Below are 23,480 nucleotides of genomic sequence, written 5' to 3'. Positions count from 1 at the left end.
ACTTTCTCTTGCAGTGCAAGTATTTGGCTTCGCCAGATACTTACACCTATCGGTTATTTGGTCTGTTAAAGAGCGGTGCTGACTGCTTGTTTCGTTTGCGTCGTCAGCTGAGGAGGCGAACTATACCTAGCCCACCTAGCAGCGTCAACAGGTTTTTTGACTGCCACCTGAAAATTATTGCCTTAACCAACATAAGTTGCTGAAATATATGGATATGATTTTTACAAAAGACTGAAGAAAAATGACGCAGCAAACGACGCACTGGCTATTCGACCTGGACGAAACGCTTCACCACGCTGACCGCGTAATCTTTCCGATGATTTCGGAGCAGATGACTCGCTACATCATGCAACACCTGTCACTTGCAGAGCACGAAGCCAGCGCACTGCGGATTGATTACTGGCAACGCTACGGCGCAACGCTGACAGGCCTGCAGCGTCACCATGCAATCAACTCTTCACACTTCCTTCGGGACACTCACGATCTGGACGTACTGCTGCCACTTATTCAGTGCGACCCGCGACTACCCGCACTCTTCAGGAGGCTGCCCGGGCGAAAGTGGATTTTCTCCAACGGCCCTCGCCATTATGTAGAGGCCATCGTCAGTCATCTGGGGCTACGCAATCAGACAGACGGTATTTTTGCCTTCGAGCACTTGCCCAAAGCCAAGCCGAATGTACGCGCCTTTAAAAGCGTACTCAGGCAGGCCCGCATTAGCGCCGGCAACTGCATCATGATTGAAGATAGCGCGGACAATTTGAAAACGGCGAAGCAACTCGGTATGAAAACGGTGTGGCTACACAACAAGCCTGTCAAGCCGGACTGGGTTGATTACCGCATAAGAGATATAGGCGAGCTGGCAAGACTTGCCACCAGCAACAATCAATAGCGTAACTGACGGTACAAGGACAGCAAGAGACAGTAGACCGCAGCCACCGGCCACAAGTCGGCAAGCAAATCGACCATGGCACTCATATTATGCAGGTGGCCGTACTGCCACCTGAACAATGACATCACATCAGCCTGCATGCCAGACAGCGGCCAGTACGAAACAGCCACCTGAGACAGTACGATACACAGCAATGCCATTACTGTTTGCGCCAGACGTTGGCCGCGCGTTACCAGCCACACCAGCAACAAACCCAGCACCAGGCCAACTGCAACATTCAGATTGATCCACTGAAAAAACTCCGCCGGTTTCAGCACAACACCCGCGATCAACATTTTCAGCAGCAGCGCCAAACCCAATATCAGCATGATCGCCCGCAGCTGATATTGGCGTCGACTGAGAAAGCTGGTGACAAACAGCAAGCTGCCCGCCAGATTCAGCATCGCACTACCACCCTCGACCATTGCCAGAAACAGACTGGCATCCGGCAATGGTGAGATATAAGGCTGCGGCAAGCCTTGCGGCAGCACCACGAGGCCGAACAGCGGAATTGCGGGATTCAGCTCGGTCATGAACCAGACCCCCATCAGCAGAGCAGCGTACTCGCTGCTGCTGTCTTCTTGCAGATAACGGTAACGCAAACGCATCAACCGGAACCATAAACTGCCCGCCCAAGGATGAAGCGCCAGCAATGCGCCCAATGCGCCACCGGCAACATTACAGATCACATCCAGATTGGAAGCCACGCGGGTCAAGGTGAACTGCTGGCCCGTTTCAACCAGCACACTGGTAAGCGCCACCAGCAACACAGCTCGCAGATAGCCTGCAAATCCAGCCTGCCCCATCTTGGCCAGGGCAAAGCCATACGGCAGATAGATCAGCGTATTGACCAGATTGTCGAAAGGACGATTGTAAAAAGGCAGCGGATAGCTCAGGAACTCGAATAGCGGCACACCGCTATTAACCCAACTATTAAATGGATAAAAACTCAGAAAGACGATCAAGCCGAGATTAGCCAGCACCGCATGCGCGGAGACAAGAGAGCGGTGATTAGCTGGCATCGGATTACACGAAGATCGACAAAGTTATGAGAGAGGCATGATCTTGCCTGAAAATATCAGGCGAGTTTACTGCAGCATGAAAAAGGGCGCCATCGGCGCCCTTTTTCGCAACACAGTCTTGGCGAGGCTTAGAACTTCATGCCCAGACCAACGCTGGTTACCAGCGGATCGATGTCCAGGGTACCAACCGGAGTACCACCAGCATTTACCTTGGTCTTGATCCAGATTTTCTTGACGTCCAGGTTCAGGAATACGTCTTTGGTCAGCGGGAAGTCTACGCCCACCTGCAGAGCTGGACCGAAGCTGTTCTTCTTGATGCCCAGACCCAGACCGGAGTTGTCCTTGAAGCTGTAGAAGCGGGTGTAGTTGATACCGGCACCCACGTAAGGACGGAAAGAACCTTCCGGATTCAGGTGGTATTGCAGAGTCAGGGTCGGTGGCAGTACGCGCACGGAACCGATGGTTGCGCCACCAGCAGTCAGATCATGCTTGGATGTACCCAGAATCAGCTCGGCACCAATATTGTTGGTGATCATGTAGGTGAAGTCCAACTCTGGAATAGTGTCGTTCTTCACATCAACAGACAGCGCCTTCAGGGTGCTGTCTACGGTTGTCTGTGGATTTACGTCAGTGATGCGCAAACGTGCGATGATATCGCCTTGAGCAGCGAAGGCACCAGCGGACATGGCAGCGAGTACGGCAGCAACAGCAATCTTCTTCATGCTTTAACTCCAGACAAGTTCTGCGAAAAATTGATAATTCGCAATGATTTTCACGGAACCATCGTTATCTGATGGCTTCTGTATTTCTGTGCTGCCAAGCTTAGCCCTGATGGCAGGGTGGCTATTTGCGCTAGATCATGAAAGAGACATGAAATATCAAGACTTGCGGGACTTCATGTCCCAACTCGAAAAACAGGGCGAACTGAAGCGTATTGCCACGCCGGTGTCGCCGCATCTCGAAATGACCGAAATCGGCGACCGCGTGCTGAAAGCCGGCGGCCCGGCCTTGCTGTTTGAAAATCCGCAGCTGGGCGACAAGCGTTTCGATATCCCGGTACTGGCCAATCTGTTCGGCACGCCCAAGCGCGTGGCAATGGGCATGGGCGCGGCCGACGTGATGGAATTACGCGAGATCGGCAAGACCCTCGCCTACCTGAAAGAGCCGGAGCCGCCCAAGGGGCTGAAGGATGCCTGGGACAAGCTGCCGCTACTCAAGCAGGTGCTGTCGATGGCGCCGAAAGAAGTCAGCAAGGCGCGCTGTCAGGAAATCGTGTGGGAAGGCGACGAAGTCGATCTGTCGCGCCTGCCTATCCAGCACTGCTGGCCGGGCGATGTCGCGCCGCTGATTACCTGGGGCCTGACCGTGACCCGAGGCCCGCACAAGAAGCGCCAGAACCTCGGCATCTATCGTCAGCAAGTAGTTGGCCGCAACCGCGTGATCATGCGCTGGCTCGCGCATCGTGGCGGTGCGCTCGACTACCGCGAATTCCGTGCGGCCAACCCTGACAAACCCTACCCCGTAGCCGTGGTGCTGGGCTGCGACCCGGCGACCATCCTCGGCGCGGTGACGCCGGTGCCGGATACGTTGTCCGAATACCAGTTTGCCGGCCTGCTGCGCGGCAGTCGCACCGAGCTGGTGAAGTGCATCGGCTCAGACTTGCAGGTGCCGGCCAGCAGCGAAATCGTGCTGGAAGGTCATATCCACCCGAATGATATGGCGATGGAAGGCCCGTATGGCGACCACACCGGTTACTACAACGAGCAGGACAGCTTTCCGGTGTTCACCATCGACCGCATCACCATGCGCGAGAACCCGATCTACCACAGCACCTACACCGGCAAACCGCCGGATGAGCCGGCCGTGCTCGGCGTGGCGCTGAACGAGGTATTTGTGCCCATCCTGCAAAAGCAGTTTCCGGAGATCGTCGATTTCTATCTGCCGCCGGAAGGCTGCAGCTACCGCATGGCGGTAATCAGCATCAAGAAGCAGTATCCCGGTCATGCCAAGCGCGTGATGATGGGTTGCTGGAGCTTCCTGCGCCAGTTCATGTACACCAAGTTCATCGTAGTGGTGGATGACGACGTGAATACCCGCGACTGGAAAGAGGTGATCTGGGCAATTACCACCCGCATGGACCCGGTACGTGATACCACGCTGATCGAACACACGCCTATCGACTATCTCGACTTTGCCAGCCCGATATCGGGCCTCGGCGGCAAGATGGGGCTGGATGCCACCAACAAGCTGCCGGGCGAGACCAGCCGCGAATGGGGCACCCCTATCGTGATGGATCAGGCCACGCGCAGTCGAGTCGACAGTCTGTGGCAGGAACTGGGCTTGTAAGCGACGCTTTCCATAAATAAATCCCCGTGCAACCTTGGCCGCGTTATCATCGCGGCCTTGTTGTTCAAATCTGATGGAGTATCAAGCATGAAAAACGCCAATTCCCGTAATCGCCTGAAGCGCCTGTCCCCACGCCAGCGCAAAAAACTGCGTGTCGGCGAATTCCAGGAGCTGGGCTTCACCGTGGTAGCCACCCTGAAAGACGGCGTAGAATCCGATGCCCTGCTGGACGCATGGCTGGATATCGTTGACCAGCACGGCGTGAGCTTTGGCGGTCACTTCAGCGACGGCCAGCTGGATGGCATCGTGTTCCCGGTTAACGGCGTGAAAGTTGACAACGAACTGCGCCAGAAGCTGCAACAGTGGCTGGCTGCCCGCGCCGAAGTGGCCGAAGCCGACTTCAGCGAACTGCTGGATGTATGGAACAGCGCCTGGTAAACCGCGCGCGACTTGCCTGATGGCAAGCCTGCATGACAAAACCCCCGCAGCGCGGGGGTTTTGTTTTGTGCATGGCTGTTATTGCTCCGCCTGACAAACGTTGGCCGCCAAGCCTGCCCAGCCTCAGGGCAAGACCACCCCTTCGCGCGCCAGCACTTTTTGCTGCCAGCGCAACCAGCGCCCGGCCCCCTGCCACAACCACTTCAGCGCCTTCCAGCCCGCCCAGCTGCCCAGACCACCCAGCAGCAGCATCACCAGCCCTACCGCCAGAACCGAACCTTTGCCGACTGCCGGCAGGCTATCCAGCACCACCTCGCCGTCGCGGCCTTGCACCCGCAGCTTGCTGATATTACCGCTGGCATCGCGTTCAAGCTGAAATCGCTCCTCGCCATCGCCAGCTTCGATATGTACCGATTCACGACCGGCACCGGGGCGGATACTCACCCACTCGCCATGTTCGCCACGCACCTCAAGATGCGGCGGTTTGCTGTCATCGCTGCGGGCGATCAGCCACGGTCCGACACCACTGTCATTGACGATCCAGCCATTCACATCCGGCCAGCCAGTGAGGCTGTGGCTGAGCCAGCCACCGCTAAAGATCACCCCGGCCAGCAACACCGCCATTGCGGCCAACCATAGCGAAGCAACCGTCGTCAGCAGCCACAGATACGGGAAGGCCAGCAATACATTGATCACGCCAAGGCCGGCCAATGCGCCCAAGGCCTGCTTCATATTGGCCGGGGTTTTCTCGGCCTCCCACTGTGCCAGCTTGCGCTCGGCGGTCAGCTCGCGCGCCAGCCGCTCCGGCTCGCCCAGCCCCTTGCAGATGTCTTCCTCACTGCGACCATCGGCCATGGCATCGGTAAAATACGCCTGATAATCCGCGAGGATTTCCTCGCGCTCTGTCGCGGACAACTTGCCCAGTGCCGCGGCCAACCTTTGCAGATATTCCTCGCGTTTCATGCTGTTTCTCCCTTGCCGGGCAGTGTTACGCCCAATACATCATTGATCTCGTCGACAAAGCCCTGCCATTCGCGCTTCATTTGCGCCAGCGCGGCATGGCCGGCAACCGTCAGCCGGTAATACTTGCGCGCCGGGCCGCTGCTGGATTCCTGCAGATAGGTCTCTACCCAGTCATCACTCTGCAGGCGGCGCATCAACGGATAGATCGTCCCCTCGCTGATATCCATGCTGCGCGACAAGGTGCTGACAATCTCGTAGACATAGCTGTCATGCTGGGCGAGCACCGCCAGCACGCACATTTCCATGGTGCCTTTGCGTAGCTGGGTTTTCATCTGCCCACTCCTGTCCTTGGCTGGCCATCACCACCTATGCCTCGCCATTCAAACCGATTTGCCATGATTGACTCCTGTTCTTTTCTGTCTGATCGCTGCCCATCACTACCTTGCAATGCAAGGAACCAAGATGAATGACTGCGCAGAAAGTGATTGCACTGTAGTCCATCACTACTGTGTATTACAAGATAGCTGGCAAAATACTGCCAATCTCTGCAAAGCACTGTGGCAGAAATGACAAAAGCTTGGCCGCAATGCCTTACGTCCAAGCTTGTCTGTGCTGATAGCGCCTGACTCGTCAGCAGCTCAAACTACCGCGCGGAAGGCGGCATACTGCCCCGGCGACAAGCCGGTTTGCTGGCGAAACACGCGGGAAAAATGTGCCTGATCGGCAAAGCCACAGACAAAGCCGATTTCGGCGATGCAAGGTTGGGCCTGCATCAACAAGCGGCTGGCCTCGGCCACTCTCGCCTGCTGCAGCAAATGGCTGAAACGTTGGCCGCGTTGCTGCAGGCTGCGCTGCAAGGAGCGGCCGGACATCGCCAGCGAACGCGCAACCTGATCCAGACTCACCGTCAGCCAAGCTTGTGCACTGATGGCCTGCAGGGTGCGGCCAACGATGTCGCCCTGCGCACTCGCCGACAGCTGGCGCGCGTGGTCAGGCCCGGCGCTTGAAACCGCACCCGCATCCCAGCGAATCAGCCAGCGCTCGCGCTGCGTCAGCAGGCTGTTGGTCAACTCGCCAGATGGCCATTGCGCGAGGCACTCGCCACCGGCCTCGGCATACAAGGCCACCGGTGTGCCCAGCAGATGCTGCAACAAGGCGCACAGCACACCCAGCACCACCAGATCTTCCTCCAGCGAAGGCGGCTGCTCGCCACGCGAAAGGTGAGACAGCGACACACCACCTTCCACTGCCTGCCAGGCGATGTAGTGATGGCTGTGGATATAGCGCTCCAGTCTTTGCCATTTTTGCAGCAGAGAAGTCGCACTGCTGCCATCCAGCAAGGCATGACCGCACGGGGTGTCGGCAAACTGCCCGACCGCCGCGCCCAGCCGCAACAAGGCCGGCAGGCCGTACTGCGCCGCCACCTGCCGGACAAAATCCTGCTTGAGCTGCAAGGGGATGTGCTCGGCAAAATGCGCCTCGGCCCCGCCTGCCGTCTGGCCATTCATTGCCGCCAGGCCCGCCCGCAGGATATTGAGCATGGTGCGGCTGGCAAAGGCATGGGATGCCCCAGCTGCAGACAAGCCTTGTTTCACGGTGTATTCACTCCTGTGTGCCGAATAGCGGTTTTGTCCAAAGTGGCCACATAAGGCCCAAGCCAGGGCAGGTGCTGCAACCAGCGCGGTGCATGCAACAGCAGCCACAGCAGCAGAGAAAACCAGCACAGCTTGCCGACAAACACACTGCCAAAAACCAGCGGTGCCGACAAGCCGGCCAGCAGCGCCGTGATCACCAGACTGCGCGGCGACAGCGGCAACATCGACAGCAACAGCAAGACCCAGCCGCCATGCTCGCGCAGCCGCCCTTGCCAGACCAGCCAGAAGTCTTGTCCGGCCAGATTCAACGCCGGCACCAAGGGCTGCAACTGGCTGGCGGCATACCACAAGCTTGCGGCCAACATCGCCGCACCGAGCACCGATGCCAGCGCAAAGGCCAGCACCAGCCACAGCCTGCGCCCGGCCTGCAGATACACCAGCATCGCAAAGCTGATCTGGGTCGGCATCGCCGGCACAAAATAATCGGCTGCCGAGAGCAGGGCCAGCAGCGGTATCGCCCGCCGCCGCTGGCCATGCTGCGCAATCCAGTTGCGGGAGCGGCCAAGCAGCCGCGTCAGCAGGCTCATGTTTCAGGCCTTCAACATGATGTTTTCGACCAGATTCGGCAGCAATGCTCGCAAGCGCATCACCAGCCGCATCTTGCCGACATGAATCTCGCGCCGCCCCTTGAGTGCACCGCGCCAGATTTCAGCCGCTGCCTGCGCCGCGCTGATCTTGCCGCTGCCGCGACCGTGCGTCATTTCGGTATCCACCAGCGGCAGAATCGCCTCGCAAACCTTGATGCTGGCCGAGTGCTTCTGCACCTGGCCATTGAAGGATTTGCAAAACGCGCGCAAACCCGCCTTGTTGGCGCAGTAAACCGGCGAGCTTTGCTTGGGCGCAATCGCCAGACCCGAGCTGACAAATACCCAGGTGCCGGCAGCCTGCAATACATTGCCGAACAGCAAGCGCGTCAGGATCACCGGCGCGGTGAAATTGACCATGGTTTCTTCTTCGACGCTGATCGCCTCATCGCCCACGCAAAACAGATCACGCGCCTGCTGCACGCCGGCATTATGAATCACCACATCCAGCGGCTGGCCGGCCAGCTTCCGCGCGAATTGCGCGATGCTGTCGGCGCTGCGCATATCGCAGACCTGCCAGTTGGCCGCTGGATATTGCTCGCGCGCGGCGGCCACGCTTTGTTCGCTGCTGGCAGTGGCAATCACCTTATATTGCTGCGCCAGGCACAGGGCCACCAGTTCGCGGCCGATGCCGCGGCTGCCGCCGGTAATCAGTACTGTCTTAGCCATGGGTCACCTCGCGCACAAAAGTCAGGTCCAGCGGCGCAGCAAAATCCACCCGCCCCAGATACTCGATGTATTTGCCGCGACGATTCAGATCGCGCGGCTCGAGCAAGCCGTCAATCGCCGTCAGCAGCGGCTTGTCGCCGGCAAAATGAAACACGGTGGCACCAAACAGCAGCCGCCGGAACCAGTTGTCCGGCATCAGCTGCACTACGCTGTGGCCGCCCTGCTGTTGCAGGCGCAGGGTCACGCCGGTTTGTGCCTGCACTTTCAGCACGGCATAGGCAAGCTGCAAGGGCTTGCCCGCGCGCAAGGCGGGCCAGTGTCTGGCGATTTCAAACAACGCACTCAGCAAGGTGACGGGTGGCCGCGGCAGCGCCAGCAGGCGTTCCTGCTCGCGGTAGCCGGTGCGATGGCTGCGCAACCGCGTGTGCGCCGCACCAGCCTGCAGCTGTAAGCTCGCACTTTCCTGCAGGTGCGGCTGTTCGTAACTGGCTTGCTGCAGGCCGGCAGCGGCCGACCACGCCAGCTGCTCCAGCGCGACAGGCGGCGCACCTGCCACGCCCTGCCAGTGGCGACTGGCCTGAAACTGCTGCTCGCCACTTTGGCTGATCTGCAGGCGGTAGTCGAAAATGGCACGGCCGGCATGGTGTCGCCGGTCATGTACGCTGGCATGCACATCGGCCAGCAAGAGTGAGGTGGATGGCTTCATGATTTTGCTCCGGGTGGTGATGAGCAAAAAATAGCCGCCTCCGTGCAGAAACGATTGAATATTCGCGCCAGATTTCAGCCCGGCCGGTGCGACAAAGCGCAGACAGAAAAATGGCCGCCAAGCACCGGCTTGCGGCCAACCTTTCCTGCTTTTGGCAAAAGCGGTGCGCTCAGCTGCGCTCCAGCTCCCACAGCGCTTCCTGCAGCGTCGCCATGCGCGACTCCAGCGCATTGCCGGCATCGGCCAGCGCACGGTTGTAAATCAGCGGGCCGATGCGGCTGGCGATATGCAGCAGCAGCGCCTGCGCTTCCAGCCCGCCCAGCTCGGCATCGTGCTCGGCCGCCAGATACTGTTGCAGTTCGGGGGCCAGTGCATTCAGTTGCGACTGGTCGAGAAAGACATCCTGATGCTTCATGGCGAGGCCCGGCAAAAAAAGAAGCGAGTGTCGCCGCAGCTGCCGCCGCTGGCAAGCCGTCCGCACAAAAACAAAAGACCGCCACAAGGGCGGTCTGGCATGACGGGCATGCGAGTGAGGCTCAGCGCCCCCGCTGCTACACCTCTCCACAGTCTGCAACAGCGCGGGGCCTGATCCGTCTGGCCTGCCTTAGGCAGGCCTTGTTCAAGTGTCAGGTCAGGCAGGCAGCTCGATCCAGCGCGGGCTGGTCAGCGCCGCCGGTTGCAGCACGGCATCCAGCTGTTCGCGGCTCAGCAGGCCACGGCGCAACACGATGTCGTAGACGCTGCCACCGCTCTGGTGGGCTTCCATCGCTACCGCCGTTGCGGCGGCGTAGCCGATGTAGGGATTCAGCGCGGTGACCAGGCCTACCGAACGGTGTACCGATTCCAGCAGGAAATCCTTGTTGGCGGTAATGCCATCCACGCAATTCAGCCGCAGGGTGTCGCAGGCGCGCGCCAGATGGTTGACGCTGCGGAACAGGCTGTAGGCTATCACCGGCTCGAAGGCATTCAGCTGCAGCTGACCGGCTTCGGCCGCCATGGTGACGGTCAGATCGTTGCCGATCACTTCGTAAGCCACCTGGGTCACCACTTCCGGAATCACCGGATTGACCTTGCCCGGCATGATGGACGAACCGGCCTGCCGCGGCGGCAGATTGATCTCGCCAAAACCGGCACGCGGGCCGGACGACAGCAGGCGCAAGTCATTGCAGCTCTTGGACAGCTTCACCGCCACGCGCTTGAGCACGCCGGACAGCTGCACGAAGGCACCACAATCCTGAGTCGCCTCGACCAGATCAGGTGCGGTTTCCAGCGCAAGGCCTGTCAATGCGGCCAACCTCTGGCACACCAGCGGCGTGTAGTCAGGGTGGGCGGTAATGCCGGTGCCGATAGCGGTGGCACCGAGATTGATTTCCAGCATCAGGGCGCTGGCTTCGCGCAGGCGCTGCTCGTCCTCGCCCAGCATCACGGCGTAGGTGCGGAACTCCTGACCCAGCGTCATCGGCACGGCGTCCTGCAGCTGGGTGCGGCCCATCTTCAGCACGTCGGCAAATTCGTCAGACTTGGTGGCAAACGAGCCACGCAATGCGGCCATCGCCGTCAGCAGGCGCTGCACGCCCCAGTAGGTGGCCAGTCGCAGCGCAGTCGGGTACACATCATTGGTGCTCTGGCCCATATTGACGTGTTCGTTCGGGTGCAGATGCTGGTACTCGCCTTTGCCGTGGCCAAGGATCTCCAGCGCACGGTTGGCGATCACCTCGTTGGCATTCATATTGGTCGAGGTACCGGCCCCGCCCTGAATCACGTCCACCACAAACTGCTCGTGCAGCTTGCCGGCGCGGATTTCCTCGCAGGCCGCCACGATGGCGTTCTTGTGCTGGTCAGACAGCAGGCCCAGCTGGTGGTTGGCTTCGGCCGCGGCCTGCTTGATCACCGCCAGCGCGGCAATCAGCTCGCTGTAGCTGGCAATGGTCTGGCCGGTAATCGGAAAATTCTCGATGGCGCGCAGGGTATGCACGCCCCAGTAGGCAGCGGCAGGGACCTCGCGGTCGCCCAGCAGATCGTGTTCGGTACGGGTGTTCATGGTGTCTTTTTATGGGGACAGGTGTTGTGCTGTGCACTGTAGCCCCGCGCCTGCCTTTACCGCCAATTCCGATTGCCGATTGCCTCATGCAAAAAATGCATGACCTTGAATTTGCTGTTTGCAATCAGGGCTTTTCTGCCGATCAGCTGCCAAAAATCAAACCATGCGGCCAACTTGCACGCTATATCTATTGCTTGACTGTGCACACTTCGGCACCAGCCTCATGCAGTATTCATAAGCAGAAACTTATGGAAGCATTTATTATCCATTTAAGAACTCCCTCGCAGGCTCCAGCATGCCCACACTCACACGGACAAAGTCATTTCTGGCTGGCGGCATGATCTGGCTGCTGCAGTCAGCGGCCATGGCAGGGGCTATTCCGGTGCAGATCCTCGCGCAGGCTTTTCCGCCGCTGCAGTATGAATCCAGCGATGGCCAGGGTGCCGGCTTTGCCCACGACTATGTACTGGAGGCACTGCGAGAAACCGGTGGCAAGATGGCCGTCGCCAGCGGTCCGGTACAGTTCATGCCGCTCAAACGTGCACTGTCCGAGGCAGTGCGCGAACCCAATACCCTGGTGCTGAGTGTGGCGCGCACGCCGGAGCGTGAAAGCCAGTTCATCTGGATTGAAGAAGTCGCGCCCTACAATATCTGGGTGTACAAGCGCAAAGAGCAGAAACTGCCCGGCCTTGCCGCCGACAGCCTGATCGGCCGCGGCCTGCGCATCGGCGTACAGGATGGCTCCAACTTTCACGAGTGGCTGAAACAGCGCGGCGTCGGCAGCAGCGGCGACAACAATACGCTGGACCTCGTCGCGCAGAACGACCTCAACTTTCGCAAGCTGCAACTGGGCCGCATCGACCTCCTGGCCCAGCCCTCCATCAGCTATCGCCTGCGCATGAAAGAGCAGGACATCCCGCTGGCCGCCTTCGAGCCGGCCTTCCGCATTGCCGAACTCAGCCAGCCCCTGTGGCTGGTGGCCAGCAAGAACAGCGACCCGCGTTTTATCGAGCAGCTGCGCCGCTGTCTCGACAAGCTCAAGGCCAATGGCCGCTGGCAGGCACTGCAACAGACCTATCAGTTGGATACAACCGCCAAGCTGCCCAACTGAGTTCAGATCGCCGGATAACGCGTCGCCAGACTGCGCCACCAGTCATCGAGCAAGGCCTGCTCGTGACGCAGATCGCGATACAGCCGGATCTCCATAGCCAAGGACCACTCCTCGCCGCCGGCCGCCAGCAACTGGCCGCTGGCCAGCTCGCGCTGCACGGTACTCTGCGGCAGAAACGCGAGTCCATGCCCTTCCAGTACCAGCGCCTTTTGCACCTCGGCCATATCGGTTTCGAAACACTCCTGCAGCGCACAGGCTGCCGGTGCCCGCTGCAGGATCAGCTCGACCATGCGGCGCAGATAGGCATTGGCCCCATAGGCAATAAAGGGCAAAGGCGCGGCGGCATCGCCCGGCAGACACCAGCGCGGCCGGCCCCCGTCCACCACGCTATAGGGGCGGAACACCTCCTCACCCAGCAAGAGGCCGGCATAACGGCCTGGTGGCAGCTCGACCGGATGGCGCGGATGGTGGTAACACAGCAGCAGATCGGCCTGGCCTTCGGTCAGCGCCAGCACGGCATCGTGCACATTATGGGTCAGCAGCTGCCAGCTGATGCCGGCCAGCGCCGGCTGCTCGCGCGCCAGCCAGCCGGGCACGAAACCGAAAGACAGGGTATGCGGCATGGCCAGTGTCAGCTGCTCCTTGCCGGCTTGCAGGCCGCGCAACTGGTTGCGGGTGGCCGACAACTCGCCCACCAGCAATCTGGCCTTGTCGCGCAGCATCTCGCCAGCCGGCGTCAGCCGCGTCGGCCAGGTGGTACGGTCGATCAGATCCGCTCCCAGCCAAGTCTCCAATGCCTTGATACGGCGCGAGAACGCCGGCTGCGTCAGATGCCGCAGCTCGGCCGAACGGGTAAAACTGCCGGTTTCGGCCAATACCAGAAAGTCTTCCAGCCAACGCGTATCCATCACAGCCCCCGGCAAGTTTGATGGCGCATGCTAACGCAAGCCACAAGAAAAAACCGCCCGGTAAGGGGCGGTTTTGCTCTGTCGATCAAGCCTGCTGGCTGACCGCAATGCCGTGCGGCACGTCTTCGCGGCGTGGCTCGGGATCGATATCGTCGTCCTCGTCCAGCTGCGGCTGGGCAGCACCCAGTTGCTTCTCGCTCTTGGCTACCACGCAAGAGGCAATCGCATTGCCCAGTACATTGGTTGCCGAGCGGCCCATATCCAGGAAGTGATCCACGCCCAGCAACAGCAGCAGGCCGGCTTCCGGAATATTGAACTGCGCCAGCGTCGCGGCAATCACCACCAGCGAAGCACGCGGTACACCGGCCATGCCCTTGGAGGTCACCATCAGGATCAGCAGCATGGTGATTTCCTGCGACAGCGTCAGGTCGATGCCGTAAGCCTGGGCAATGAAGATGGTCGCGAAGGTGCAATACATCATCGAGCCATCCAGATTGAACGAATAACCCATAGGCAGCACGAAGCTGGCGATACGGTCGTTACAACCGAAACGCTTCAGGCGGTCCAGTGTCTTCGGATAGGCGGCTTCGGAACTCGCGGTCGAGAAAGCCAACAGCGCCGGCTCGCGAATCGCGGCCAACAGCTCGAGCACGCGACGGCCGAGGAACAGCGAACCCATCGCCAAGAGCGCAATCCACAACAGGCCCAGCGACAGATAGAACTGCGCCATGAAGCTGCCGTAGGTCGACAGAATGCCCAGACCCTCTTTCGCCACCATGCCGGCAATCGCGGCAAACACGGCAAACGGAGCAAAGTTCATCACATAGCCGGTGACTTTCAGCATGATGTGCGCCACGGCGTCCATCGCGTCGATCAGGCCCTTGGCCTTGTCGCCAATCGCGGCAGCGGCACTACCGAAGAACAGCGAGAACACCACGATGGCCAGAATCTCGTTCTTGGCCATGGCTTCGAAAATGCTCTTCGGAATCAGGTGGCTGATGAAGTCCTTCAGCGTCAGCGCGCCCTTCTCGATGCCCGAGCTGGCGGTCACCTCCGGAATCGGCAGGCCCAGGCCCACGCCCGGCTGCAGCATGTTGACCATGACCAGGCCCAGCAGCAGCGACACCAGCGAGGCGGTCAGGAACCACGCCATCGCCTTCATGCCGACGCGGCCAACAGTGGCCGAGTCGCCCATGCGGGCAATGCCCACCACCAGGGTGGCGAACACCAGCGGCGCGATGATCATCTTGATCAGGCGCAGGAAGATATCAGTCAGGATGGAGAGCTGATCGGCAAACGTCTTGATTGCCTCGGGGCCGCTCGCCATCTCACGGTAGCCAAATCCGACAATGACACCCAGCAGCATGGCCAGCAGGATCATCGCGGTCAGTTTATTTATTTTCATAGAGAGGTTTCCCTGTATTGCACGGTGAAATCCTCCTTTGTAGTCGGGCTCGTGCGGTCTTTGCCGCTTGCGAGGGGCAATAAATTAGCAAAAGCCGTGCCAATATACAAATTCACATATCAACAATGCAGAAACCACTGTCAATACAGACACTTGCCAAAAGCATGACCTGCCCGGCCGCCTGCGGCCAACATCGCCACTGATCGGCAATCCGTGCAGCCATGAAAAAAGCGTCCGGAAATCCGGACGCTTTTCGCTATACAGCCCGATAATTCAGCGCGCCTGCACCAGCCAGTCCGCCGTTGCCTCGGCCGCCTGAAACTCGTGCACCACGGCCTGCAGCTCGCTGAAAGCACGCGGCGCATCCAGCGCATCACAGGCACTGCGCAGCTCGGCCAGATGCGCGGCCAGCGTGGGCTGTGGCAGGTGATACTCCTGCGCCCGCATGATGCGCGGGTGATTGGTCGGCAACACGTTGTCGCCGATCAGCAGCTCCTCATACAGCTTTTCGCCGGGGCGCAGGCCGGTGCAGCGAATCTCGATATCCCCCAGCGGGTTGGCCGCATCGCGCACGGTCAGGCCGGATAGGTGAATCATGCGTCGTGCCAGATCGATGATCTTCACCGGCTCGCCCATATCCAGCACAAACACATCGCCGCCCTCGCCCATCGCGCCGGCCTGGATCACCAGCTGCGCCGCCTCGGGAATAGTCATGAAGTAACGGGTGATGTCGGTGTGGGTGAGCGTCACCGGCCCGCCGCTGGCAATCTGCTGGCGGAACAGCGGCACCACCGAGCCAGAGCTGCCCAGCACATTGCCAAAACGCACCATCACGAAACGGGTGTGACTGCCGGCCGCATGCCGTGCCTGCAAGGTCAGCTCGGCCAGCCGCTTGGTCGCGCCCATCACATTGGTTGGCCGCACCGCCTTGTCAGTCGAAATCAGCACGAAAGTCGCCACACCGGCAGCCTCCGCCGCACGGGCGCAAGTGTCGGTGCCAAAGGCATTGTTGAGAATGCCGGCCACCGGATTGTGCTCCACCAGCGGCACATGCTTGTAAGCCGCCGCGTGGTACACGGTCTCGACGGCAAAGGTTTGCATGATGGCCGTCAGCCGCGGCAAATCGGCCACGCTGCCCAAGAGCGGCACCCGCGGCACGCCGGGCGCGAGCTTGGCCAGTTCCTGGTCAATCGCATACAGCGCAAACTCGGTCAGCTCGAACAACACGATGCGGCTCGGGCGTTGGCGCACGATCTGGCGACACAGCTCGGAGCCGATCGAGCCACCCGCACCGGTCACCATCACCACCTTGCCCTTGATGTTGGCCGCAAGCAGCGCCTCTTGCGGCGGTACCGGATCGCGCCCGAGCAGATCGTCGATCTCCACCTGACGCAGCTCGTCCACCCGCACCTCGCCCGATACCAGATCAGCCATGCCCGGCAGGCGCTGGATGGCGATGTGCAAAGGCTCCAGCTGCTCCAGAATCTGCCGTTGGCGACCGGCTGCCACCGACGGCATCGCCAGCAGAATCACCTCGGCCTCGGTGTCTTCCACCAGTGCGGCCAAGGTGGCCGGGTCGTGCACCATCAGCCCGCGGAAGGTGCGGCCCCACAGCTGCGGGTTATCATCGACAAAAGCCATCGGCCGGTAGTCGCGCCCCGCCTGCAAGGCCGCCATCAGCTGCAAACCCGCCTGCCCCGCACCGTAGATGATCACCGGCCGGCGCGGCGCATCTATCGCGTCGATCCGGCGCACGAGGCCACGCAACAAGAAGCGGCTGCCGCCGATATAGGCCATCGCGAACACCCAGAAAATCACGATGGAGGTGCGCGGGAAAGCATTGATGCCGGCCATCAGCAAGATCGCCATCAACACCAGCGTGGCCAGGCTCACGCCGGTGAACACGGTGTAGACGATGCGGTCATCGAGAAACTTCAGCACCGCGCGATACAGACCCAGCTTGATGAACAGCGGAATCACCCACAGCGCCGGAATCACGAAGATCCACCAGTAAGGATCGAGCTTGGCATCCCAGCTGCCACCGAGGCGCAGGAATACCGCGCACCACATCGCCAGCGGCAGCAGCAGCGCATCGAGCAGCATCAGCAAAGCCATCTTGTGATGGCGGGAGAAGGAAAGCAGTTTTTCCAGCATGTGAAACCTTAATATGGCCACGAAATCAATATTCAGCGCGACACGATCTTGAGCAGCGTCGCCAGAATGATCTGCACATCCCCCAGCAGCGAATAACTGCGCGCATATTGCACGTAATAATCCAGTTTCTGCGGCAAGATTGTCCGGATATACATCTCTTCAGGGTTGGCCGCACGGCCGAGAATCTCGTTCTCGTCGATCATGCGGATCGACGCCCAGTCGGTAATACCGGGGCGTACCGACAGCACGATCTCGCGCACAGCATCCGGATAGTGCGCGACATATTTCGGCACCTCGGGGCGCGGGCCGACCAGGCTCATATCGCCAAACAGCACATCCAGCAGCTGCGGCAATTCGTCCAGCTTGGTCTTGCGCAAGATGCGCCCTGCCCGCGTGACGCGGCTGTCTGCGCCCACGGTCAGCTGGCCTGCGGCTTCGGCATTCATCTTCATGGTGCGGAACTTGTGAATGCGGAACAGCTGCCCGCCACGGCCAACCCGCACCTGGCGGAAAAACACCGGCCCCGGCGAATCCAGCTTGATCCACAGCGCAATCGCCAGCAGCAGCGGCCAGATCAGCCACAGGCCGGCCAGCACCGCCGCAAGGTCGAATAATCGCTTGAGCAGCGGCGAGCCGTGAGTCACAGCCAAGGTTGGCCGCAGCGTGTCGGGGACTTGCTTGTTATCTTGCTGATCCATCACTTGCCCAGAATCTCGCGCACCGCCGCAATCACGCGGCTCTGGTCATCGTCGCTCATGCGTGTGTACAGCGGCAGCGTGACTTCGGCCTCGAACGCCGCATCCGACACCGGAAAGTCCTCGCGCTTGAGTTCATAACCGTCGCGCCACACCGGCTGGCGATGCAGCGGAATGAAATGCACCGAGCAGCCAATGCCGCGCTCTGCCATCGCCACGATGAAATCATCACGGCTGATACCGGCTTCCGGCTTCAGCCGTACCGGATACAGATGCCAGGCGTGGTTGCTGCCCTCGTGCACCGGACGCGCCGGCAAGATCAGCGGCAAATCGGCCAGCTCCGCATCAAAGCGTGCGGCCAAGGTTTCGCGCTTTTGCAGGAAGGCATTGATCTTTTTCAACTGGTGAATGCCCATCGCCGCCGCGGTGTCCGGCATGTTGTACTTGAAGCCCGGCGCGACCACTTCGTAAAACCAGGCTGGCGTCTTCGAGGTGTAGCGGTCAAACGCATCGCGGCTGATGCCGTGCAGGCGCATGATCTTGCAGCGCGCGATGATGTCCTTGTTCTTCGACACCACCATGCCGCCCTCGCCGGTGGTCATGGTCTTGTTGGCGTAGAAGCTGAACACCGTCACGTCGGTATCCAGCGTACCGATCAGCTTGCCCTTGTAGTAAGTCGGCATCGCGTGGGCGGCGTCTTCGACAATCTTCAAACCATGCTCACGCGCAATGGCGATGATCTCGTCCATCTCGCAAGCGAGGCCGGCAAAATGCACGGGCATGATGGCCTTGGTCTTCGGCGTAATCGCGGCGCGAATCGCCTCGGGACGGATGTTGAAAGTCACCGCATCGACATCGACCACCACCGGATGCGCACCCAGATAACGCACCACCTCGGCGGTGGCGGTAAAGGTGTAACTCGGCACAATCACCTCGTCACCCGCACCGATGCCAAGCGCCTCCAGCGCCAAATGCAGGCCGGATGTGGCGGAATTCACCGCAATCGCCTCGACGCCATCACCGATAAACGCGGCAAAATCGGCTTCGAATTGCTTGGTCTTCGGGCCGGTCGTCACCCAGCCGGAACGCAGCGCATCGACGACTTCATTGATTTCTTCTTCGCCGATGTCAGGCAGGGCGAAGGGGAGGAATTTTTGTTGGGTCATTTCACTTTTTTCCATTTCGACCAGCAGCACACGCTACCGGTCACGTCTGATTGCGGCCAACCTTGGCCTTTATCCTGATACGACGGCAACCGCCGCCGCAATTTCGTCGGCCAATCCGATCGGGTTATTGATCGCCATATTATGACCGGCGGCCTTGACCACACCGATGCGAATGCCGTGCTGCGGCAATATCCTCACGTCTTCATCCGGCAAGGAGTACTCGCCGAACAGGAAGCTGCGCGGAAAGCCAAAGCCGGACAACTGCTCGCGCCAGCTTGGTGTACTTCCTGCCACCAGATCACAGGCACCAGCGTAAACCGCCAACGGATCTGCAACGCGCATGCTGGCTGCCCAACTAGGCGCACCGGCATCCGTAGCGGCACGAATCATCTCGGCATGCCCTGTAGACACATAGTCATCCACTGTCTGTGCGGCAATGCGCTTGCTGAAAAATCCGCCACCCACATCCAGATTGGCCTCTGCCAGCGTCAGGCTCAATATCTTGTCTTGCAGCCTTGCGGCCAGCATCACCGCAATAGCGCCGCCCATGCTATGGCCGAACAAATGCAATTGTTGAATATCCAGCGAGGTGAGCAAGCGGTACAAGGCATCGACCTGATTAGCCAGGGTGTAACTCGCGAGATCGGCATGATCGCTATAACCAAAGCCCGGCAGATCAATAACGATGCGGCGGTAACCCTGCAAGACCGGCTGCATTGCTACTGCTGGATAAACCAGCGATCCGGCACAACCCAGGCCATGTATGAACACGATGGCCGGCTTATCACCAGCAAAGTCATGAAAACGCAGCTTTACGCCACTGCCTGTCAGTTGAAATTCTTTCATGGTCTCTCTTTACCAGCCACGTAGCCCGTAGCCCGTAGGTTGGGCTAAGCCTGCGCGCCCAACGTTTACCGCGCACCATTCACATACTCAAATAACCCGGTGAACGTTGGGCTTCATTTCATTCAGCCCAACCTACCCCCGTCTCATCACCACCATCAAGCCACGCCAACGCTGGCCGCAACATCAACAACGCGCCCCGCCCCGTCAGACGCGAGCCGGACAAACCGTTCGCAGCAAGGGAAAAAGCCGCCGTTTGTCCGAGCGCAGCGAGTTTGGCGGCGCCTTGCTGCGGGCGGGCTTGGCCGGGAATTCTCGCGGCTTCGGGTCGCCTTTTCTTTGCTTACTTTCTTTTGGCGAAGCAAAAGAAAGTGAGCCGCCGCCGCGCGGAAAGCGGCACATCAAACAAAACCCCGGATGCGCCTGCGGCTTATCCGGGCTACGCGATCGGCAACGATGCGGCCAACCTTTACCGCGCACCATGCCCACATTCAAATAACGCTGTGAACGTTGGGCTTCATTCCATTCAGCCCAAGCTACCTGTCACATCACAACCATCAAGCCACGCCAACCTTGACCGCATCACTTCAACTTATCCGCCAGCCGCTTGCCGATCTGCTGCGTCGGCAACTCGACAAAACGGTTGATCGCCAGCGCGACAAACCACGTCACCACGATGGCCACCGCCACCATCAGCCACCACGGCAGGCCGTATTGTGCCAGTGCAAACAGGATGGCGTAACCGGCCACCGAGTGGCACACATACCAGGCATAGCTGACACTGGCGACGCGGCTAAACAGCGGCAGCGCCACCAGCTGCGGCCAACGTGCGCCCAGCAAAAACAGCGCCACACCAAGGCCGTAGCTGGAGTACAGCTCGACACTGTTCCAGCCGGTCAGCCACACGAACAGGCCCAGCATCAGGCTGAACACCAGCGCCGTTTCGACACGGCCAGCCTGAGCGGTGTGACGGAAATACAGCCAGCAGCCGGCAAACATCAGCGGGAAGTAACAGACAATGGTCTGGAAACTGTTGACCGGCGCAAAGCGGCACAGCCAGATAATCAGCGGCAGCAGCAGCCAGATCGCCCATTTGATGCGGCGGCCGCTCAGCGCAAAGGCGGTGCCCAGCATGGCGTAAAACCACAGCTCGACTTTCAGCGTCCACATCACCGGGTCAATATTTTTGCCGCCCAGCCAATCCTGAAACGCAATGCTGGCGTGGCCGATCACATCGCGCGTGCTCACCGCAAATGCGCCACCGGGCAGTTGCGCGGCCAACCATAACGCCGCCACCGTCACCGCCAGACCCGCCAGATACGTCGGGTAGATACGGAAGATGCGCGATACGGCAAAGCGCAGCGCGCCCATGCGGGTGAGCGATAGCGGAATCAGCAGGCCGGAAATCAGCAAGAACAGCCCCACGCCCACCGCGCCCAGATTGAATGGCAACACGAAGGACTCGCCCTCGTAGCCGCCAATCGCCGGCAGCTGCATGACTTCGGCGATGCGGTCGCGCCGCTGCCAGAAGGTCTGGGTGAAATGAAAGATCACCACCGCCAGCATGGCCACGCCGCGCAGGCCATCGGCAAAATCAAAACGGATGTGGGCTTGGCTCATGTCTGGCACTCAAGGTTGGCCGCAGCCTGCTTAACGCAGGCCCTGCAAAAAGCGTTTCGCCAGCACGCGGTAATCGTGCTTGGCCAAAACATAAGCCTTGCCCGCCGCGCCCATGCGGCCGCGCTCGTTTGGCGTCAGCGCCATCATGCGGGCAATCGCGTCGGCAATCGCCGCCGGGTCTTCCGCGCCGACACTGATGCCGCAAGCCGCATCGGCCACCATATCGTTGCCCGCTTCCACCGAATGCACCACCGGCTTGCCCGCCATCATGTAATCGAACATCTTGTTCGGGTTGATGCCGAAACGGTAGATAGGCAGCTTGCGCCAGCCGATATACAACGCGTCGCACTCGGCCAGAAAAGCCGGCACCGCACGCTTGGCAATGGATGGCAGGAAGCTGACGTTGGCGAGGCCAAGCTCGGCCGCCTGCGACTGCAGCGCCGCCTTGTCCGGGCCATCGCCCACCAGCACCACCTGCAGCTTGTCGGCCAGCCCGGCATTTTGCTGGACAAGCTTGGCTGCAGATAGCAGGAAGTCCAGCGCATTAGCCAGGCCATGTCCACCGGCATAGCCGAGGATGAAACGCTTTTGTGCTTTCAGTGCCGCCAAGGTTTCGCGGTGAGTATCCGGCAGCGGCAGCTTGTCGCCCTGCCATTCGGCCACATCCACGCCGTTCGGGATCACCACGTATTTTTCGGCAGCCATGCCGTGCGCCATCATGTAGTCCTTGGCGCAAGGCAGCATCGACACCACGGTATCGGCCTTGCTGTAGCCAAAGTCCTCGGCCCATTGCAGCAGGCGGATAAACGGGTGCTTGGCCGACATGCCGCCGACTTCGACCGGCGTCAGCGGCCACAGATCATGCACTTCGTACACCAGTTTGGCTCCGGTCTTACCGGCGATGAAGGACGCGACCACGGTATCCAGTGGATAGGTGGACGAGGCAATCACCACGTCCGGCCGCCACTCTTTCATATAACGTTTGCTGAGACCGAGCACGCGCGACAGGAAGCGGAAGATATTGATCACCCGCTTCACGCCATTGCCCTCATAGCGCGGCGTCTTGCACCAGGTGTAGCGGATGCCGTCGATGTCTTCGTCGGCGTAGTTTGCGGCCAAGGTCGGATTATGCTGGCGCAGGTGCGAGTAATCGGCCGCCACGATATGCACCTGATGGCCGGCCTTTACCCATTCGCGCGCCAGGTAATAAGGGCGAAACTCCATGCCGTGGCGCGGGCTGCCTGCGTAGTGATTGATGTAGAGAATGTTCATGTTATGCACCGCGCAGGGACTTTTTCCATTGCCGCAATCGCTTGCGGGCATTGCTATAGGGTGAAGATGTATTGAACTGGATCATGCGCCCCAGTGGCCATTTGTCGTACCAAGGCTGGCCATAAAGGGCGGCATCATCGTAACTTTCGATCAGCTGACGGATGCGGCTAACCACGTCGGCCAGCTGTGTCTGCAGGCTGGCAAAATCGGCAGTGGCGTAGTCGGCATAGAATTTCTGCGCCAGCGCGCCAAGCTGGTTCCAGCGGTAGCCAGTGTCGGGGAAATCCACCGAAAGGCCGGCCTGCTTGCGGGCGTGCCATTTAAGCACCAGCTCGCCCCAGCCCACCAGATACGCCAGCAGATTGCACACGCTCATCTGTGTGCCCGCCGCGTGACCGGGCAGTTCGACACGCTGGCTATCGGCAGGTGCAATATCGGCCAGCTCGGCACACAGCTTGTCGTACTCGCTGTCGATAGCGGCTAATAACGCCGTCTTGTCAGCGGGAACTGCCATCAGTCGTCCGGCTTTCATAAGACAAACGCTGCCAGTCGCGATGGGCGAAGAACAGGCCCAGCACCACAAACAGCATGAATTCGGCGACGACTTTCTCGGCCGGTGGCAGCACGCCGCTGTACGCCCAGTCGAGGCCCGGCAGCACGATGGCCAGCATCAAGGTATTGCGGGCAAGGCCATGCTGCAGGAAAAAGCGCGGACGACCGGCGGCGGCAACGGTCAGCCAGCCGCTGTATTCGTTGGCACGCATGCGCTCGAACCACTGCTGGCGCAGCACATGCCACACCGCGTAAACCGCCGCCACCAGCAAGTGGCGCAGCACGTTCAGCGGGCTGGGTTCGATATCGTTGACCGCCCAGCGCAAGGCAACAAAGCCAAGGCCCAGCAGCAGGGTAATCAGGACAAATTGTTGTGGCAGACCGCGCCAGTTCATGGGTATT

General features: G+C 60.1%; 24 protein-coding genes. 4 read left to right on the top strand and 20 right to left on the bottom strand.

The genetic code is table 11. The annotated features are described in order from the left end of the window. Positions 1–241 precede the first annotated feature (241 nt). Positions 242–889 carry a pyrimidine 5'-nucleotidase gene (locus tag ACZ9W6_RS16535; RefSeq protein WP_465192284.1) on the top strand — a complete coding sequence of 216 codons (648 nt, stop codon included), beginning with the start codon at positions 242–244 and terminating at the stop codon, positions 887–889. Here the strand turns inward: ACZ9W6_RS16535 and ACZ9W6_RS16530 are convergent. Continuing rightward, complete coding sequence (locus tag ACZ9W6_RS16530; RefSeq protein ID WP_465192282.1) at positions 883–1,950, bottom strand: VanZ family protein; 1,068 nt, start codon at positions 1,948–1,950, stop codon at positions 883–885. The two genes, ACZ9W6_RS16535 and ACZ9W6_RS16530, sit on opposite strands and share 7 nt — an antisense overlap. Before the next feature lie 128 nt (positions 1,951–2,078). Continuing rightward, the gene (locus ACZ9W6_RS16525) at positions 2,079–2,672 is read right to left on the bottom strand and encodes an OmpW/AlkL family protein (RefSeq protein ID WP_465192280.1); all 594 of its coding nucleotides are present in this window, start codon (positions 2,670–2,672) and stop codon (positions 2,079–2,081) included. Positions 2,673–2,820: 148 nt separating this feature from the next. On the opposite strand from ACZ9W6_RS16525, the gene ubiD reads away from it, so the two are divergent. Both ubiD and ACZ9W6_RS16515 read left to right on the top strand, forming a co-directional pair. After that, a complete protein-coding gene (gene ubiD, locus ACZ9W6_RS16520; protein ID WP_465192279.1) occupies positions 2,821–4,296 on the top strand; it encodes a 4-hydroxy-3-polyprenylbenzoate decarboxylase in 1,476 nt (491 codons plus the stop codon). A gap of 87 nt (positions 4,297–4,383) precedes the next feature. Next, positions 4,384–4,734 carry a 50S ribosome-binding protein YggL gene (locus tag ACZ9W6_RS16515; RefSeq protein ID WP_465192277.1) on the top strand — a complete coding sequence of 117 codons (351 nt, stop codon included), beginning with the start codon at positions 4,384–4,386 and terminating at the stop codon, positions 4,732–4,734. A 123-nt stretch (positions 4,735–4,857) separates the two neighbouring features. Here the strand turns inward: ACZ9W6_RS16515 and ACZ9W6_RS16510 are convergent, their stop codons facing one another. The 8 genes from ACZ9W6_RS16510 to aspA all read right to left on the bottom strand — a co-directional run bounded on the left by ACZ9W6_RS16510 (position 4,858) and on the right by aspA (position 11,352). Next, entirely contained in the window at positions 4,858–5,697 is an 840-nt protein-coding gene (locus tag ACZ9W6_RS16510; RefSeq protein WP_465192276.1) for a DUF1700 domain-containing protein, read from the bottom strand. Then, a complete protein-coding gene (locus ACZ9W6_RS16505) occupies positions 5,694–6,029 on the bottom strand; it encodes a PadR family transcriptional regulator (protein WP_465192275.1) in 336 nt (111 codons plus the stop codon). The genes ACZ9W6_RS16510 and ACZ9W6_RS16505 overlap by 4 nt, the downstream gene beginning before the upstream one ends. A 306-nt stretch (positions 6,030–6,335) precedes the next feature. After that, positions 6,336–7,292 carry a helix-turn-helix transcriptional regulator gene (locus tag ACZ9W6_RS16500; protein ID WP_465192274.1) on the bottom strand — a complete coding sequence of 319 codons (957 nt, stop codon included), beginning with the start codon at positions 7,290–7,292 and terminating at the stop codon, positions 6,336–6,338. Then, positions 7,289–7,879 (bottom strand): hypothetical protein, encoded by a 591-nt coding sequence (locus tag ACZ9W6_RS16495; protein ID WP_465192273.1) that lies wholly within the window; start codon positions 7,877–7,879, stop codon positions 7,289–7,291. Before ACZ9W6_RS16495 ends, ACZ9W6_RS16500 begins: the two co-directional genes overlap by 4 nt. 3 nt (positions 7,880–7,882) lie before the next feature. Continuing rightward, positions 7,883–8,605 carry an SDR family NAD(P)-dependent oxidoreductase gene (locus ACZ9W6_RS16490; protein WP_465192272.1) on the bottom strand — a complete coding sequence of 241 codons (723 nt, stop codon included), beginning with the start codon at positions 8,603–8,605 and terminating at the stop codon, positions 7,883–7,885. Further along, a complete protein-coding gene (locus ACZ9W6_RS16485; protein ID WP_465192271.1) occupies positions 8,598–9,311 on the bottom strand; it encodes a hypothetical protein in 714 nt (237 codons plus the stop codon). Before ACZ9W6_RS16485 ends, ACZ9W6_RS16490 begins: the two co-directional genes overlap by 8 nt. A 169-nt stretch (positions 9,312–9,480) precedes the next feature. Continuing rightward, a complete protein-coding gene (locus ACZ9W6_RS16480) occupies positions 9,481–9,726 on the bottom strand; it encodes a DUF2164 domain-containing protein (protein WP_465192270.1) in 246 nt (81 codons plus the stop codon). Positions 9,727–9,942: 216 nt separating this feature from the next. Then, positions 9,943–11,352 carry an aspartate ammonia-lyase gene (aspA, locus tag ACZ9W6_RS16475; RefSeq protein WP_465192269.1) on the bottom strand — a complete coding sequence of 470 codons (1,410 nt, stop codon included), beginning with the start codon at positions 11,350–11,352 and terminating at the stop codon, positions 9,943–9,945. Between the two features lie 337 nt (positions 11,353–11,689). On the opposite strand from aspA, the gene ACZ9W6_RS16470 reads away from it, so the two are divergent. Beyond that, positions 11,690–12,463 (top strand): substrate-binding periplasmic protein, encoded by a 774-nt coding sequence (locus ACZ9W6_RS16470; protein ID WP_465192268.1) that lies wholly within the window; start codon positions 11,690–11,692, stop codon positions 12,461–12,463. A 2-nt stretch (positions 12,464–12,465) separates the two neighbouring features. On the opposite strand, the gene ACZ9W6_RS16465 is transcribed toward ACZ9W6_RS16470, so the two are convergent. From ACZ9W6_RS16465 to ACZ9W6_RS16420, 10 genes are all read right to left on the bottom strand, one after another. Continuing rightward, a complete protein-coding gene (locus tag ACZ9W6_RS16465) occupies positions 12,466–13,371 on the bottom strand; it encodes a LysR family transcriptional regulator (RefSeq protein WP_465192267.1) in 906 nt (301 codons plus the stop codon). 85 nt (positions 13,372–13,456) lie between these two features. Then, positions 13,457–14,776, bottom strand: coding sequence for a dicarboxylate/amino acid:cation symporter (locus tag ACZ9W6_RS16460; protein WP_465192266.1), 1,320 nt, complete (start codon positions 14,774–14,776; stop codon positions 13,457–13,459). Between the two features lie 273 nt (positions 14,777–15,049). Then, positions 15,050–16,930, bottom strand: a complete 1,881-nt coding sequence (locus ACZ9W6_RS16455) for a polysaccharide biosynthesis protein (protein ID WP_465192265.1) — start codon at positions 16,928–16,930, stop codon at positions 15,050–15,052. A 32-nt stretch (positions 16,931–16,962) separates the two neighbouring features. After that, positions 16,963–17,628, bottom strand: a complete 666-nt coding sequence (locus tag ACZ9W6_RS16450) for a sugar transferase (protein WP_465192264.1) — start codon at positions 17,626–17,628, stop codon at positions 16,963–16,965. Further along, a complete protein-coding gene (locus tag ACZ9W6_RS16445) occupies positions 17,628–18,791 on the bottom strand; it encodes a DegT/DnrJ/EryC1/StrS family aminotransferase (protein WP_465192263.1) in 1,164 nt (387 codons plus the stop codon). The genes ACZ9W6_RS16450 and ACZ9W6_RS16445 overlap by 1 nt, the downstream gene beginning before the upstream one ends. Positions 18,792–18,860: 69 nt before the next feature. After that, a complete protein-coding gene (locus tag ACZ9W6_RS16440; protein WP_465192262.1) occupies positions 18,861–19,637 on the bottom strand; it encodes an alpha/beta fold hydrolase in 777 nt (258 codons plus the stop codon). Positions 19,638–20,216: 579 nt separating this feature from the next. Further along, positions 20,217–21,254, bottom strand: coding sequence for an acyltransferase family protein (locus ACZ9W6_RS16435; protein WP_465192261.1), 1,038 nt, complete (start codon positions 21,252–21,254; stop codon positions 20,217–20,219). Positions 21,255–21,284: 30 nt separating this feature from the next. Then, the gene (locus ACZ9W6_RS16430; protein WP_465192260.1) at positions 21,285–22,526 is read right to left on the bottom strand and encodes a glycosyltransferase family 4 protein; all 1,242 of its coding nucleotides are present in this window, start codon (positions 22,524–22,526) and stop codon (positions 21,285–21,287) included. Position 22,527: 1 nt separating this feature from the next. Further along, positions 22,528–23,040 (bottom strand): ClbS/DfsB family four-helix bundle protein, encoded by a 513-nt coding sequence (locus ACZ9W6_RS16425; protein ID WP_465192259.1) that lies wholly within the window; start codon positions 23,038–23,040, stop codon positions 22,528–22,530. After that, complete coding sequence (locus tag ACZ9W6_RS16420; RefSeq protein ID WP_465192258.1) at positions 23,024–23,473, bottom strand: hypothetical protein; 450 nt, start codon at positions 23,471–23,473, stop codon at positions 23,024–23,026. The genes ACZ9W6_RS16425 and ACZ9W6_RS16420 overlap by 17 nt, the downstream gene beginning before the upstream one ends. Positions 23,474–23,480: the final 7 nt, after the last annotated feature.

Source organism: Vogesella lacus, from assembly GCF_979366295.1.
This window is presented reverse-complemented; position numbering and strand designations above follow the sequence as displayed.

Excerpts from the sequence above, each read along its gene's own strand:
- ACZ9W6_RS16490 (WP_465192272.1), bottom strand. The coding sequence starts at position 8,605 with ATGGCTAAGACAGTACTGATTACCGGCGGCAGCCGCGGCATCGGCCGC.
- ACZ9W6_RS16515 (WP_465192277.1), top strand. The coding sequence starts at position 4,384 with ATGAAAAACGCCAATTCCCGTAATCGCCTGAAGCGCCTGTCCCCACGC.
- ACZ9W6_RS16510 (WP_465192276.1), bottom strand. The coding sequence starts at position 5,697 with ATGAAACGCGAGGAATATCTGCAAAGGTTGGCCGCGGCACTGGGCAAG.
- ACZ9W6_RS16450 (WP_465192264.1), bottom strand. The coding sequence starts at position 17,628 with ATGGATCAGCAAGATAACAAGCAAGTCCCCGACACGCTGCGGCCAACC.
- ACZ9W6_RS16480 (WP_465192270.1), bottom strand. The coding sequence starts at position 9,726 with ATGAAGCATCAGGATGTCTTTCTCGACCAGTCGCAACTGAATGCACTG.
- ACZ9W6_RS16495 (WP_465192273.1), bottom strand. The coding sequence starts at position 7,879 with ATGAGCCTGCTGACGCGGCTGCTTGGCCGCTCCCGCAACTGGATTGCG.
- ACZ9W6_RS16525 (WP_465192280.1), bottom strand. The coding sequence starts at position 2,672 with ATGAAGAAGATTGCTGTTGCTGCCGTACTCGCTGCCATGTCCGCTGGT.
- ubiD (WP_465192279.1), top strand. The coding sequence starts at position 2,821 with ATGAAATATCAAGACTTGCGGGACTTCATGTCCCAACTCGAAAAACAG.
- ACZ9W6_RS16455 (WP_465192265.1), bottom strand. The coding sequence starts at position 16,930 with ATGCTGGAAAAACTGCTTTCCTTCTCCCGCCATCACAAGATGGCTTTG.
- ACZ9W6_RS16460 (WP_465192266.1), bottom strand. The coding sequence starts at position 14,776 with ATGAAAATAAATAAACTGACCGCGATGATCCTGCTGGCCATGCTGCTG.
- ACZ9W6_RS16420 (WP_465192258.1), bottom strand. The coding sequence starts at position 23,473 with ATGAACTGGCGCGGTCTGCCACAACAATTTGTCCTGATTACCCTGCTG.
- ACZ9W6_RS16530 (WP_465192282.1), bottom strand. The coding sequence starts at position 1,950 with ATGCCAGCTAATCACCGCTCTCTTGTCTCCGCGCATGCGGTGCTGGCT.
- ACZ9W6_RS16440 (WP_465192262.1), bottom strand. The coding sequence starts at position 19,637 with ATGAAAGAATTTCAACTGACAGGCAGTGGCGTAAAGCTGCGTTTTCAT.
- ACZ9W6_RS16445 (WP_465192263.1), bottom strand. The coding sequence starts at position 18,791 with ATGACCCAACAAAAATTCCTCCCCTTCGCCCTGCCTGACATCGGCGAA.
- ACZ9W6_RS16465 (WP_465192267.1), bottom strand. The coding sequence starts at position 13,371 with ATGGATACGCGTTGGCTGGAAGACTTTCTGGTATTGGCCGAAACCGGC.
- ACZ9W6_RS16435 (WP_465192261.1), bottom strand. The coding sequence starts at position 21,254 with ATGAGCCAAGCCCACATCCGTTTTGATTTTGCCGATGGCCTGCGCGGC.
- ACZ9W6_RS16505 (WP_465192275.1), bottom strand. The coding sequence starts at position 6,029 with ATGAAAACCCAGCTACGCAAAGGCACCATGGAAATGTGCGTGCTGGCG.
- aspA (WP_465192269.1), bottom strand. The coding sequence starts at position 11,352 with ATGAACACCCGTACCGAACACGATCTGCTGGGCGACCGCGAGGTCCCT.
- ACZ9W6_RS16425 (WP_465192259.1), bottom strand. The coding sequence starts at position 23,040 with ATGGCAGTTCCCGCTGACAAGACGGCGTTATTAGCCGCTATCGACAGC.
- ACZ9W6_RS16470 (WP_465192268.1), top strand. The coding sequence starts at position 11,690 with ATGATCTGGCTGCTGCAGTCAGCGGCCATGGCAGGGGCTATTCCGGTG.
- ACZ9W6_RS16430 (WP_465192260.1), bottom strand. The coding sequence starts at position 22,526 with ATGAACATTCTCTACATCAATCACTACGCAGGCAGCCCGCGCCACGGC.
- ACZ9W6_RS16485 (WP_465192271.1), bottom strand. The coding sequence starts at position 9,311 with ATGAAGCCATCCACCTCACTCTTGCTGGCCGATGTGCATGCCAGCGTA.
- ACZ9W6_RS16535 (WP_465192284.1), top strand. The coding sequence starts at position 242 with ATGACGCAGCAAACGACGCACTGGCTATTCGACCTGGACGAAACGCTT.